Source organism: Rhodococcus sp. RCBS9 (assembly GCF_029457415.1).
GTDB lineage: Bacteria > Actinomycetota > Actinomycetes > Mycobacteriales > Mycobacteriaceae > Rhodococcus_F > Rhodococcus_F qingshengii.
Genome location: NZ_CP120422.1, coordinates 6,278,592 through 6,291,377, shown reverse-complemented (window position 1 = coordinate 6,291,377; position 12,786 = coordinate 6,278,592). Strand labels below are relative to the sequence as shown.

The 12,786-nt window shown below is 62.4% G+C and carries 12 protein-coding genes; 11 read left to right on the top strand and 1 reads right to left on the bottom strand.

The genetic code is table 11. The features are described 5' to 3' along the window. Nucleotides 1-101 precede the first annotated feature (101 nt). The 11 genes from ftsZ to P0M12_RS29190 all read left to right on the top strand — a co-directional run bounded on the left by ftsZ (nt 102) and on the right by P0M12_RS29190 (nt 11,266). Complete coding sequence (gene ftsZ, locus P0M12_RS29240; RefSeq protein ID WP_003941788.1) at nt 102-1,289, top strand: cell division protein FtsZ; 1,188 nt, start codon at nt 102-104, stop codon at nt 1,287-1,289. A gap of 108 nt (nt 1,290-1,397) precedes the next feature. Continuing rightward, nucleotides 1,398-2,165, top strand: coding sequence for a peptidoglycan editing factor PgeF (gene pgeF / locus P0M12_RS29235; RefSeq protein ID WP_051649556.1), 768 nt, complete (start codon nt 1,398-1,400; stop codon nt 2,163-2,165). A 6-nt stretch (nt 2,166-2,171) separates the two neighbouring features. Continuing rightward, nucleotides 2,172-2,921: a YggS family pyridoxal phosphate-dependent enzyme gene (locus tag P0M12_RS29230; RefSeq protein ID WP_030537030.1), complete on the top strand. Its 750-nt coding sequence runs from the start codon at nt 2,172-2,174 to the stop codon at nt 2,919-2,921. 85 nt (nt 2,922-3,006) lie between these two features. Then, a complete protein-coding gene (locus tag P0M12_RS29225; RefSeq protein WP_003941752.1) occupies nt 3,007-3,657 on the top strand; it encodes a cell division protein SepF in 651 nt (216 codons plus the stop codon). Nucleotides 3,658-3,846: 189 nt separating this feature from the next. Further along, complete coding sequence (locus tag P0M12_RS29220; protein WP_003941780.1) at nt 3,847-4,125, top strand: YggT family protein; 279 nt, start codon at nt 3,847-3,849, stop codon at nt 4,123-4,125. Between the two features lie 126 nt (nt 4,126-4,251). Then, nucleotides 4,252-5,079, top strand: coding sequence for a DivIVA domain-containing protein (locus P0M12_RS29215; protein WP_003941722.1), 828 nt, complete (start codon nt 4,252-4,254; stop codon nt 5,077-5,079). Nucleotides 5,080-5,128: 49 nt separating this feature from the next. After that, entirely contained in the window at nt 5,129-5,443 is a 315-nt protein-coding gene (locus P0M12_RS29210) for a hypothetical protein (protein ID WP_030537029.1), read from the top strand. Nucleotides 5,444-5,724: 281 nt separating this feature from the next. Then, nucleotides 5,725-8,838, top strand: coding sequence for an isoleucine--tRNA ligase (gene ileS / locus P0M12_RS29205; RefSeq protein WP_030537028.1), 3,114 nt, complete (start codon nt 5,725-5,727; stop codon nt 8,836-8,838). A gap of 68 nt (nt 8,839-8,906) precedes the next feature. Then, the gene (locus P0M12_RS29200) at nt 8,907-9,245 is read left to right on the top strand and encodes a TfoX/Sxy family protein (protein WP_003941748.1); all 339 of its coding nucleotides are present in this window, start codon (nt 8,907-8,909) and stop codon (nt 9,243-9,245) included. Between the two features lie 36 nt (nt 9,246-9,281). Further along, the gene (locus P0M12_RS29195; protein WP_050655313.1) at nt 9,282-10,646 is read left to right on the top strand and encodes a DNA polymerase IV; all 1,365 of its coding nucleotides are present in this window, start codon (nt 9,282-9,284) and stop codon (nt 10,644-10,646) included. Between the two features lie 131 nt (nt 10,647-10,777). Then, entirely contained in the window at nt 10,778-11,266 is a 489-nt protein-coding gene (locus tag P0M12_RS29190; RefSeq protein ID WP_230587603.1) for a hypothetical protein, read from the top strand. Nucleotides 11,267-11,349: 83 nt separating this feature from the next. Here P0M12_RS29190 and P0M12_RS29185 read toward each other — a convergent pair whose 3' ends face one another. Beyond that, nucleotides 11,350-12,741, bottom strand: coding sequence for a glutamate decarboxylase (locus P0M12_RS29185; protein ID WP_003941675.1), 1,392 nt, complete (start codon nt 12,739-12,741; stop codon nt 11,350-11,352). Nucleotides 12,742-12,786: the final 45 nt, after the last annotated feature.

The window sequence follows — 12,786 nt, the reverse complement described above, 5'->3', positions numbered from 1 at the left end:
TTTAGGGTTGTTCTCGAAGAGCATGAAGCTACAAAAACAGCAGTAACAAAGACAGCAGCACTGACAAGCAGCGTGAAACACGACACGGAAGGCGAGAGCCGATGACGCCCCCGCACAACTACCTCGCCGTAATCAAGGTCGTCGGCATCGGCGGCGGCGGCGTGAACGCAGTCAACCGCATGATCGAACAGGGACTCAAGGGAGTCGAGTTCATCGCGGTCAACACGGACGCGCAAGCCCTTCTGATGAGTGACGCCGACGTCAAGCTCGACGTCGGTCGTGAATTGACCCGTGGCCTCGGCGCCGGTGCCGACCCGGAAGTGGGTCGCAAGGCAGCCGAAGATCACAAGGACGAGATCGAAGAGGTCATCAAGGGCGCCGACATGGTGTTCGTGACGGCAGGCGAGGGTGGTGGCACCGGAACCGGTGGTGCCCCTGTCGTGGCAAGCATCGCCCGGAAGCTGGGCGCACTCACCGTCGGTGTCGTGACGCGACCGTTCTCTTTCGAGGGCAAGCGTCGTGGGGGACAGGCGGATACCGGAATCCAGGCGCTCCGCGAGTCCTGCGACACGCTGATCGTCATTCCCAACGATCGCCTGCTCCAGCTTGGTGACGCGGCCGTCAGCCTGATGGACGCGTTCCGCAGCGCGGACGAGGTTCTCCTCAACGGCGTCCAGGGCATCACCGACCTCATCACCACTCCGGGTCTGATCAACGTCGACTTTGCGGACGTCAAGGGTGTCATGTCCGGTGCCGGTAGTGCGTTGATGGGAATCGGTTCCTCGCGGGGTGAGGGACGCGCGATCAAGGCGGCGGAATCCGCGATCAATTCCCCGCTCCTCGAAGCTTCGATGGAAGGCGCCCGCGGCGTGCTTCTGTCGATCGCCGGCGGTAGCGATCTGGGTCTGTTCGAGATCAACGAGGCGGCTTCGCTGGTGCAGGAAGCTGCCCACATCGACGCCAACATCATCTTCGGAACGGTCATCGACGATTCACTCGGTGACGAGGTTCGTGTGACGGTCATCGCTGCGGGATTCGACGGAGGAGCTCCGGCTCGTCGTCCCGTGGAGTCGACCGCGCAGGGACGTGGAGCTATCGGCGCCGGGCGCGCGGGTGAGGTCGGCCGGTCACCGGTGGCCGCCGAACCTGCTGGCGAGCAGCCGATTTCCGCAGCGCGCGAGACCACCGGTTCGGGCAGCTTGCCTCCGATCGGTGGCCCACGCCATGCGCCGGTCCAGGAAGACGAGGGCGACGACGACGTCGACGTGCCGGTCTTCATGCGTCGCTGACGTAGGGCTACAAACAGTTTCGAGAACAGGGTGCCCGGAATTTCTGGGTACCCTGTTCTTGACTGGATGTCCGGTCACGTCTGAGCCGGACGACAACTTTCGACGTTTGTGAGCACACTTATCTTGAGTACCGAGAAGTCGACCACCCGCACCCGCATTCGCCGCGTCGTGACCAGCCGAGCCGGTGGTGTTTCCGCGTCACCGTACGAGTCGTTCAATCTGGGCGATCACGTCGGAGACGATCCGGCAGCCGTCGATGCGAATCGCCGACGTCTGGCACGCGAAATAGGCGTCGAGCCTGACCATCTCGTGTGGATGGAACAAATCCATTCGCGCAACGTCACTGTCGTGACGGAACCGACCGACGAAGTGATTCCGGCGACGGATGCTCTGGTCACCACTGTTCCCGGCCTGGCGCTCGCCACCCTCAGTGCAGATTGTGTTCCCGTTCTGCTCTCCGACGAGGAGGCCGGTGTGATCGCGGCCGTTCATGCCGGACGGATCGGTGCCCGCATCGGTATCGTCCCGCGCGTCCTCGCGGAGATGGTGCGTCAGGGCGCGGACGTTTCGCGTATCGGCGCCTTCCTCGGTCCGGCTGCGAGCGGTCGCCAGTACGAGGTTCCCGCTGCGATGCGCGCGGACGTGGAAAAGCACTTGCCGGGCAGTGCAACTCGCACCGAGAAGGGCACGCCGGGGCTCGATCTGCGTGCGGGACTGCGTAAGCAGTTGCTCGCCGCGGGTGTGTCCGGTGTCGCCGAGGACCCGCGGTGCACGATCGAGGATCGCGCGTTGTTCAGTCATCGCCGAGAATCTCTGACCGGGCGTCAAGCTGCAGTGATCTGGATGGAAGCGCCCGCAGCGCAGGAAACCGTCTAGGCAGAAATGCGCGAGACGGAAATGCGGCTGACAGAAATATCGACGGCACTCGACTCGGTGAGGGCGCGATTGGCGGCCGCCTGCCTTGCCGCCGGTCGCGAGGTTTCCGACGTAGCACTGCTGCCGGTGACCAAATTCTTTCCGGCGTCCGACGCTCGAATTCTGTACGAACTGGGTTGCCGTGAATTCGGTGAGTCGCGTGAGCAGGAAGCAGTGGAGAAGGTCGCGGACTTCGACGGCGCTGCACAGACGGGCGCGATCGATGATCCGGTTCGCTGGCACATGATCGGACAGTTGCAGCGCAACAAAGCTCGATCGGTAGCGAAGTGGGCCTATGCAATTCACTCGGTGGACAGTGCGCGACTGGCCGATGCACTCGATCGGGCTGCGCTGAGTGCTTTGTCGGACGGTGAGCGCACGGAGCCGCTCCGGGCGCTCATCCAGGTAAGTCTCGACGGAGACCCCGCGCGTGGCGGAGTTCCGACGGGCGAGCTAACGCCTCTCGCCGAGCGGATCGAATCAGCCGAAGGTCTCGAATTCGCGGGACTGATGGCCGTCCCGCCGCTTGGATCAGATCCGGACGAGCAGTTCGAAATCCTCCGCAGGGCACATCTTTTGATCCTCGAATCGCATCCCCGGGCAACCGAACTCTCGGCCGGTATGACCGGCGATCTGGAGGCTGCAGTGCGCCACGGATCAACCTGCGTGCGTGTCGGAACCGCACTGCTCGGCTCACGACCAGTAATCTCGAGGTGATCGCTCAGGTGATCGCCCAACCCGTCCACACCGCTGCGACCGGTCGCAGTCGGATTGATTCCGCCGCGCCAAGGAAGGTCGATCAATGAGCAACCTGCATAAGTTCAAGGCTTACTTCGGCATGGTTCCCCTCGATGACTACGAGGACGAATACGTGGAGGAGCCCGATCAGGCTCGCCGCGCACCCCGTCGTAGTCACGACGGCTATGCCGAGCGCGACGACCGCGAGTTCGTCGAACCTGCCTTCTCGAAGGCGAGCTACGCGCCCAGTCGTCGTGACGAAGAGGACGCGGAGTTCGATCGCTACGACTCCCGGCCCCGCGTCGACACCGTTCCCAGCCGCAGCAGCCGCCCGGCGATGGCGCCGCGCCCGGCAAGCCGTGGCAACCTCGCGGTCGACGCGCGCGCAGAGCGACCCGAAGCGCGACGTGCGCCGGTTGTCGACGACGGCGGCCCGCTCGCCAAGATCACGACACTGCGTCCGCAGAGCTACGCAGAGGCCCGCACGATCGGTGAGCGGTTCCGGGACGGCACTCCCGTCATCATGGATCTGGTCGACATGAGCAACGCCGACGCGAAGCGTCTGGTCGATTTCGCGGCCGGCCTGGCGTTCGCATTGCGTGGTTCTTTCGACAAGGTAGCCACCAAAGTGTTTCTTCTCTCACCGGCCGACATCGACGTTTCCGCCGAGGAGCGCCGTCGGATCGCCGAGACGGGTTTCTACAGCCAGAAATGATGGTCTCGACCGCAGTCCGGCCCCTGAGCAGGGGTGACGTGAGCACATTCGAACGGCGGCCCGTCTCGGCGGACGCCGCATTCGGACCCATCGCCGGCCGTTACAAGACGGACTCGATGCGGACCGGTTCCGGAATTGCTGCGGTGTGTCTGTTTTGGACACACCGCAGAAGTCAGGCAGAGTGAGGGTGTGGACGCGCTTCTCTCTGTGATCTATCTGGTGCTGGTTGTCTTCTGGCTGTTGCTGATCGGCAGAGTGATCGTCGAGTTCGTTCGTTCGTTTGCCAGAGATTGGCGACCGACCGGATTGGTCGCAGTCATTCTCGAAACCATTTTTACGATCACCGATCCTCCGGTGAAACTGCTCCGCAGGTTGATCCCCCCGATCAACCTCGGTGGAGTTCGCTTGGATCTATCCATCATGGTCTTGCTTTTCATCGTCATCATCCTGATGTCGGTTGTTCGCTGAGCGCAGTCCGAGTGAGTGGTATGCCAGAATGGATGCCATAACTCATCCAGTGGTTCGCCACTACGTAGACTGTGTTGCAACTGAATGCTTGCTAGACCGCCAAATGACGCGTGAAGGGATCCTTCCATGCCGCAACTGACTCCAGCTGACGTGCACAACGTTGCGTTCAGCAAGCCGCCTATCGGCAAGCGTGGCTACAACGAGGATGAGGTCGACGCATTCCTCGACCTCGTCGAGCAGGCGCTGTCGCAGCTCATCGAAGAGAATGCGGACCTGCGCCAGCGCGTAGGTGAGCTGGATCAGGAGCTCGCGGCTGCCAAGAAGTCGCCGGCACCTGCTCAGCAGGCAGCACCCGTCGCAGCGCAGCCCAAGCCGGAGCCCGCTCGGGTCGTCGAACCGCCCAAGCCTGCACCTGTTGCAGCGCCGGTTCCCGCCGCTGCTGCCGTTGCAGCGCCGCAGAGTGGCGACACCCACATGCAGGCCGCGAAGGTCCTCGGACTGGCTCAGGAGATGGCGGATCGCCTCACCAACGATGCCAAGACCGAGTCCGAGCAGCTGCTCGGCAGTGCCCGCACCAACTCCGAGCAGCTCATGAGCGAGGCTCGCAGCAAGGCTGACGGCATGATCGCGGATGCGCGCAACAAGTCGGAGGCGATGCTCACCGACGCTCAGACTCGCTCCGAGACCCAGCTTCGCCAGGCTCAGGAGAAGGCAGACGCTCTCAAGGCGGACGCCGAGAAGAAGCACACCGAAATCATGGCGACCATCAACCAGCAGCGATCGGTCCTCGAGGGCCGTATCGAGCAGCTCAAGACGTTCGAACGCGAGTACCGGGTGCGCCTGAAGTCCTACCTGGAATCGCAGCTCGAAGAGCTCGAACAGCGCGGCTCGGCCGTTCCGGTCGACGGTGGACAGGATTCCTACAGCCCGTCCTTCGCCAAGGGAAACAGCTGACCGAGAGCGCCCCGTCGGCTCAGCTATCGGACCGGACAAAGGTTGATACGTGCTGGTCGTGACGTTGGTTCTCGCGGGAGTTGGTTTCGCTCTCCTGATCGTCGCCCTGACCACAGGGTCGCTGATCTGGGCGTGGGCATGTATCGCGATTTGTGTAGCAGGTGCCGTCCTCCTGCTGGTCAGTGCGCTGACCAGCAGGAAGGCGGTTCCTTCGTTGGATGACCGGGCATCGGGCAGCGGAATGTCGTCGCCTTACGGTCGAGTCGAGAGTTCCTCGAATTCGTCGATCGACGATGCAGCCACCGCCAACGATGACAATCAGAGAAATCATGGCGAGTCGCCGGGTGGCCCCGACAAGTCCTAGGGCGAGTTCCGACAAGGTCCAGGACGAGTATTAGACTGTCCAACACGAATACCAGGCTGTGATCCGGCAATCACCGGGGAGCTTTCGGAAGAACGGTTCTTGTCGCTTCAGGCGCCCAGAACTCAGTAGAACCGAACGGGTGAGCCCGTCACAGCTCGATCGAGTGGCACCTCGGGATCCAAGCGCGGATCTACGGGGTGCAAACGGGGTGGTACCGCGGTGTCGGCGCACAAGCGCCACGTCGTCCCCGTGCCGAGTCCGACTGGCACGAGGAGATCGCCATGGCGAGTAACGGGTATCCCAAAGTCGACTACGGTGTCCCCGCCGACACCGGAGTCAAGTTCCCCGAACTGGAACAGAAAGTCCTGAAACAGTGGGACGACGACGACACCTTCCGTGCGTCGGTTTCCAATCGGGACGGCAGCGAAGAGTTCGTTTTCTACGACGGACCGCCATTCGCAAACGGCTTGCCGCATTACGGCCACCTGCTGACGGGGTACGTCAAGGACCTGGTGCCGCGCTTCCAGACAATGCGTGGACGCAAGGTCGAACGACGCTTCGGCTGGGATTGCCACGGCCTTCCGGCAGAGCTCGAAGCGGAGAAGCAGCTCGGCATCAAGGACAAGGCCGAGATCGAAGTCATGGGTCTGGCCAAGTTCAACGAGTACTGCAAGGCCTCGGTGCTCAAGTACACCGACGAGTGGCGTGACTACGTCACCCGCCAGGCACGTTGGGTCGACTTCGACAACGACTACAAGACCCTGGACGTCGACTTCATGGAGTCCGTCATGTGGGCCTTCAAGGAGCTGCACGACAAGGGCCTGATCTATCAGGGCTTCCGCGTGCTGCCCTACAGCTGGTACGAGCAGACTCCGCTGTCCAATCAGGAGACTCGTCTCGACGACGCGTACAAGATGCGTCAGGATCCTGCAGTCACGGTCGACATGCCGCTGGTCGCTCCGGGTTCACCATTGGACGGCGCAAACGCGATCATCTGGACCACGACTCCGTGGACACTGCCGTCCAACTTGGCCACTGCGGTTCATCCCGAGGTCGACTACGTCCAGGTGCTCGGCGAGGACGGAAAGCGGTACGTGCTCGCGGAAGCACGGGTTGCTCATTACGCACGTGAGCTGGGGGAGGACCCCGAGGTCGTTTCCCGTCACAAGGGCGCCGAGTTGGTCGGACTGTCGTACATACCGCCGTTCGACTTCTTCCTCGGACATCCGAACGCGCACGTCGTGCTTTCGGCCGACTACGTGACAACCGATTCCGGAACCGGAATCGTCCACCTCGCACCGGCTTTCGGTGAGGAGGATATGGATGTCGCCACGGCCAACGGTATCGAGGTCGTGCAGCCGCTCGATCCGGGTGGAAAGTTCACCTCGATGGTTCCGCCGTACGAGGGCTTGATGGTCTTCGACGCCAACCCGGTCATCATCAAGGACCTCAAGGCCGCTGGAAAGCTGCTGCGGCACGAGACGATCGAGCACTCGTACCCGCACAGTTGGCGCAGTGGGCAGCCGCTCATCTACATGGCGGTTCCCTCGTGGTTCGTCGCGGTCACCAAGTTCCGCGATCGCATGGTCGAGCTGAACAAGGACATCACGTGGGTGCCCGAGCACATCCGTGACGGCCAGTTCGGCAAGTGGCTCGAAGGTGCACGCGACTGGAACATCAGCCGAAACCGCTACTGGGGCAGCCCGATCCCGGTGTGGGTGTCGGACGATCCGCAGTACCCGCGTACGGACGTCTACGGATCGCTCGATCAGTTGGAGGCAGACTTCGGTGTGCGTCCGACCGATCTGCATCGCCCGATGATCGACGACCTGGTCCGCCCGAACCCCGACGACCCGACCGGGAAGTCGATGATGCGCCGCGTTCCCGAGGTGCTCGACTGCTGGTTCGAATCCGGTTCGATGCCGTACGCGCAGGTGCACTACCCATTCGAGAACCGTGAATGGTTCGAGGGCCATTTCCCGGGCGATTTCATCGTCGAGTACAACGGGCAGACTCGCGGCTGGTTCTACACGCTGCACGTGCTGGCCACCGCACTCTTCGATCGTCCGGCGTTCAAAACCGTTGCTGCGCACGGCATCGTGCTCGGCGACGACGGACTCAAGATGAGCAAGTCCAAGGGCAACTACCCGGACGTGAAGGAGGTGTTCAACCGCGACGGCAGCGATGCCATGCGATGGTTCCTGATGTCTTCGCCGATCTTGCGCGGCGGAAACCTCATCGTGACCGAGCAGGGCATCCGCGAAGGTGTGCGTCAGGCATTGCTCCCGCTGTGGAACGCCTGGAGCTTCCTGCAGTTGTACGCGCCGGAATCCGGTGTGTGGCGTACCGATTCGGAGAACATCCTCGATCAGTACATCCTGGCCAAGCTCGCTACCACCCGCGACGTGATCACCGAGGCCCTCGAGGTCAACGACATCGCCGGCGCGTGCGACGAGCTTCGGTTGTTCTGTGACGCACTCACCAACTGGTATGTGCGACGGTCGCGTTCGCGGTTCTGGGACGAGGATCGCGACGCGATCGACACCCTGCACACCGTGCTCGAGGTCGTGACGCGTCTCGCTGCGCCGCTGTTGCCGCTGGTGTCCGAGGTGATCTGGCGCGGGCTGACCGGGGAGCGCTCGGTTCACCTGGCTGATTGGCCCGAGGCGTCGGAGCTCCCCGCGAACCCCGAGCTGGTAGCGGCGATGGACGACGTCCGGACCGTGTGCTCCACGGTGCTGAGCCTGCGCAAGGCGCAGAATCTGCGTGTTCGTCTTCCGCTGCCCGAGGTCACGGTTGCGGCGCCGGATGCCGAGCGTCTGCGTCCGTTCCTCGGACTGATCGCCGACGAGGTCAACGTCAAGAAGGTCGATCTGACCGATGACGTCGACGTGCACGGGCGCTTCGAGATCGCGGTCAACGCGCGTGCTGCAGGACCGCGTCTGGGCAAGTCCGTTCAGACTGTCATCAAGGCGGTCAAGGCGGGCGACTGGACCGAGAACGCGGACGGCGTCGTGGTTGCGGCGGGCATCGAACTGCTGCCCGAGGAGTACACGCAGAAACTGGTTGCGGCCGAGCCGGATTCGACGGCTGCTCTGCCGGACGGTGCGGGACTGGTCGTACTCGATTCCGCTGTGACGGAGGAACTCGAAGCCGAGGGATGGGCCAAGGACCGTATCCGTCAGTTGCAGGATGCGCGCCGTGCTGCCGGTTTGGACGTCTCGGACCGGATCAACGTCGTGCTCGAGGTTCCGCAGGACTGCAAGGAGTGGGCAGAGCGTCATCGCGAATTGATCGCCGGTGAGGTTCTGGCCACCTCCTTCTCGGTGGGTGAAGCGGGAGACGACGCCGTCGATCTCGGTGAGGGTATCCGCGCCGCAATCACGAAGGTCTAGTACCGACGCGACTACTCCGGCTCTCCGATGAATGTCTGTATGTCGGGGTGCCGGAGTAGTTTGCTCTCATGAGTACGAGCAAGGAAACCGTGGCGCGCATTCTCGAGCAGTTGGAACCGCTCGACGTGCGGGCAAGGGCGATGTTCGGCGAGTACGGATTGTATTGCGACGAGAAGATCGTGGGCTTGATCTGCGGAGACGTTCTGTTCGTCAAACCCACCGAGGTCAGTACGGAGTTCGGATCAGAGGCCGATCTGGCTCCGCCGTACCCGGGAGCGAAGGATTATTACCGGGTGACGGAGGAACGGTTGCAGGACCTCGATCACCTGCACGCCTTCATTCAACGGACTGCCGACGTATTGCCCCTGCCGAAGAAGAAGTCGCCGAAGAAGAAGGCGCGGACGTAAATTCTGCACCTACTTTTGAGAGAACCGTAACGCCCGATGAATCAAGGTGATCCCACACGAAGTCGTAGGTGGGTGCTGCATCTCGACATGGATGCGTTTTTCGCTTCCGCCGAGCAGTTGACCCGCCCCACTCTGCGAGGTCGCCCGGTGCTGGTCGGCGGCTTGGGTGGGCGCGGAGTGGTGGCCGGGGCAAGCTACGAAGCCAGAGTTTTCGGTGCGCGTTCGGCAATGCCGATGCACCAAGCACGCCGGATGGTCGGCGCTGGCGCGGTGGTATTGCCACCGCGGATGTCGTTGTATTCGGTTCTGAGTAAACGCACCTTCGACGCGTTGCGCCTTCGTATGCCGATCCTCGAGCAATTGTCGGTGGACGAAGCCTTTGGTGAACCGGTGGAGTTGGCCGGTGTCGGAGCTGACGAGGTCCGCGCGTTTTGCGAGGACCTGCGGGCGTTGATCAAAGCCGAGACCGGGTTGGTCGCTTCGATCGGGGCCGGCGCAGGTAAGCAGGTCGCCAAGATCGCGTCGGGACTGGCAAAGCCCGACGGCGTCGCAGTCATTCCTCCCGGGATGCAGCACGAGTTGCTCGATCCACTGCCGGTGCGGAAGCTCTGGGGGATCGGCCCTGTTGCCGAGGAAAAGCTCAAGCGTCTCGGCATCGAAACCATCGGAGGGTTTGCCCGCACTCCCATAGCGGAGGTGGCGTCGATACTCGGAACCACTGTTGGACCGGGGTTGCATCGGCTCGCACAGGGGATCGACGATCGGCCGGTCGCCGAGCGTGCCGAATCCAAGCAGATCAGCGCGGAATCCACGTTCGCCGCAGACATCGTCACGATGGCGCAACTGCGCGCCGCCGTCGAAAGTAGTGGTCGTGCAGCATTTTCCAGGCTGGAGAAGGACGGAAGAGCTGCTCGCACCGTCGTACTGAAGCTCAAGAAGTCCGATATGAGTATCTTGACTCGATCCGTGACGCTGCCGTTTGCCACCATCGACCGCCAAATCCTCATCGCGACTGCGCAGAAACAGGTCATCGATCCACAGGAATTGGGGCCGATTCGCCTGGTCGGTGTGGGATTCGCCGGTTTGTCCACCGTTCGGCAAGGATCACTTTTTCCCGAGTTGGATCAGGATGTTCCCGGCTATCCGGTCGAGACTCTCACGGGCGCCCTCGATGAGGCTGAACTCGACGTTCCGGTGGCCGCACGCGTGCCTCAGCGCTACTGGCACCCCGGTTTGGACGTGAAGCATCCAGAATACGGACACGGTTGGGTGCAGGGTGCCGGGCACGGAGTGGTGACAGTTCGCTTCGAAACCCGTTCCAGCGGAACGGGAATAGCCAAAACCTTCGCCGAATCGGATGAGGTGCTCGAGGTAGCAGATGCGGTCGACAGCCTTCTCTGAGGATGTCCTTAGACTTTTTCCGCTTACCGTTGGGTAATGTTGTCGACGATCCTCGAGCAAGCACGATGTTCGACTGACGCTCGAATGTGAACACCCGAATGGATAGGACTGAGAAGTTGAAGCTTCAGAAGATGACCGTTGCAGCCGTGGCGATCGCAGCAGCCCTGACGATGACCGCTTGTGGTTCAGACGGAGGAGACTCCGACAAGACGACTTCGGCGAAGCCTACGACCACCACCTCTGCGGCAGCGACGACCACCGTTGAACTGCCGACGTCTGCTGAGCTCAACGGCAAGGTCGCCCAGGCACTCGACGAGACCGTTCCGGCCGCAGACAAGGTCAACCTCGTCCAGGGCGCCGAGCAGGATCCCGAGCTGATCAACCAGGTCGCCGCTGCCGCCAAGGCTGCCGGCGCGCAGGTCGAGATCCTCGACCCGGTCACCGACACGGGCAGCGAGACGGCAGCAGCTTCGCTGAACATCGTCGTCAACGGCCAGCCGCTGCAGCAGGGCCTGCAGGCTTCGTTCGTCTACGAAGACGGCGTCTGGAAGCTCTCGAAGACCACCGCTTGCCAGATCGTCGGCGTTGCAGGTCTGACCTCGCCGGCTTGCGCTGCTTGATCTCTCGGTAACACCTGAAACACCAGAGCGGCCGCCGACTCCCGAAGGGGAGTGGGCGGCCGCTCTTCACGTGGTAAGCGACGTCAGTGATGGAATCCCTCGGTGACGCGCGGCCGCGGCATCGGGCTGTCCAGTTCGTCGAGGAACGCGGTTTCCTCTTCGATGATGCGCAGCAGATTGGCCGCCAGGTCCATGCTCAGTCCGTTACGAACCACGATGCGCTGCACTGTCAGATCCGCGAGATCGTCCGGCATGGGGTAGGCCGGCACCAACCAGCCCTTGCCTCGCAACCGGTCCGAGAGGTCGTACAGCGTCCAGTTGGACGTGTGCCCCTCGGCGAGGCGCCACGCGAAGACCGGGATGTCGGAACCGTCGTTCCACAGTTCGAACGCGTCGAGTTTCCCGATCCCTTCGGCGAGAAATTTCGCCACGTCCTGGGAGGACTGCTGGATCGCGCGATAGCCGTCGTGGCCGAGACGCAGGAACAAGTAGAACTGCAGGATCACCTGAGCGCCGGGGCGCGAGAAGTTCAGTGCGAAGGTCGGCATACTGCCGCCGAGGTAGCTCACCTTGAAGACGAGGTCGTCGGGAAGTAGATCCTGCGATCGCCAGACCACCCATCCGAGGCCGGGATAGACGAGCCCGTACTTGTGCGCCGAGGTGTTGATGGAGTGGACGCGCGGTAGTCGGAAATCCCATTCGAGTTCGGGCTGAAGGAACGGTGCGATCATCGCACCGGAAGCGCCGTCGACGTGGATGGGGACGTCGAGTCCCGTCTTCGCCTGGATCTCATCGAGTGCCTTCGAGATTTCCAGGACCGGCTCGTACATCCCGGTGTAGGTGACGCCCATGATCGCGACGACGCCGATGGTGTTCTCGTCGACGTACTTGTCCAGATCGTGACCGTCGAGGGTGCGGTGTTCCTCGCTGATCGGCACGTAACGCGCTTCGACGTCCCAGTAGTTGCAGAACTTCTCCCAGCACACCTGGACCGCGGAACTCATGATGAGATTTGGCTTTTCGGTCGACTTGCCCGCGGCTTTTCGTGCGTGCTGCCAGCGTCGTTTCATCGCCAGGCCGCCGAGCATGCAGGCTTCGGACGAACCGATCGTCGAGGTGCCGATTGCGTCCTTGGGGGAGGGTGAGTGCCAGAGATCGGCAAGGATGCGCCAGCAATAGGTTTCGATCGCGGCGGTCTGCGGATACTCGTCCTTGTCGATCATGTTCTTGTCGAACGACTCGGCATACAGTTTGGTGGCGTGATCGTCCATCCACGTGCTGACGAACGTCGCGAGATTGAGCCGCGCATTGCCGTCGAGCATCGTTTCGTCGTGGACGATCTGATACGCGGTCTCGGGAAGCATGCCATCGGGTTCGAGTGTGTACTTCGATGCAACCGAATCCTCGCCAGGCCTCGAGAAGATCGGATTGACGGCTACGTAATCGGTGTGATCTGACCTTCTGGGTTCCGGCATGAACTCTGGCTCCTCACATCAGTGTGTCGCGTTGGTCTGTTTCGT

Bases quoted from the DNA above. Each gene is read 5' to 3' on its own strand.
- P0M12_RS29215 (WP_003941722.1), top strand. From the start codon at position 4,252: ATGCCGCAACTGACTCCAGCTGACGTGCACAACGTTGCGTTCAGCAAG.
- P0M12_RS29200 (WP_003941748.1), top strand. From the start codon at position 8,907: ATGAGTACGAGCAAGGAAACCGTGGCGCGCATTCTCGAGCAGTTGGAA.
- P0M12_RS29190 (WP_230587603.1), top strand. From the start codon at position 10,778: ATGACCGTTGCAGCCGTGGCGATCGCAGCAGCCCTGACGATGACCGCT.
- P0M12_RS29230 (WP_030537030.1), top strand. From the start codon at position 2,172: ATGCGCGAGACGGAAATGCGGCTGACAGAAATATCGACGGCACTCGAC.
- P0M12_RS29185 (WP_003941675.1), bottom strand. From the start codon at position 12,741: ATGCCGGAACCCAGAAGGTCAGATCACACCGATTACGTAGCCGTCAAT.
- P0M12_RS29225 (WP_003941752.1), top strand. From the start codon at position 3,007: ATGAGCAACCTGCATAAGTTCAAGGCTTACTTCGGCATGGTTCCCCTC.
- ileS (WP_030537028.1), top strand. From the start codon at position 5,725: ATGGCGAGTAACGGGTATCCCAAAGTCGACTACGGTGTCCCCGCCGAC.
- P0M12_RS29195 (WP_050655313.1), top strand. From the start codon at position 9,282: ATGAATCAAGGTGATCCCACACGAAGTCGTAGGTGGGTGCTGCATCTC.
- ftsZ (WP_003941788.1), top strand. From the start codon at position 102: ATGACGCCCCCGCACAACTACCTCGCCGTAATCAAGGTCGTCGGCATC.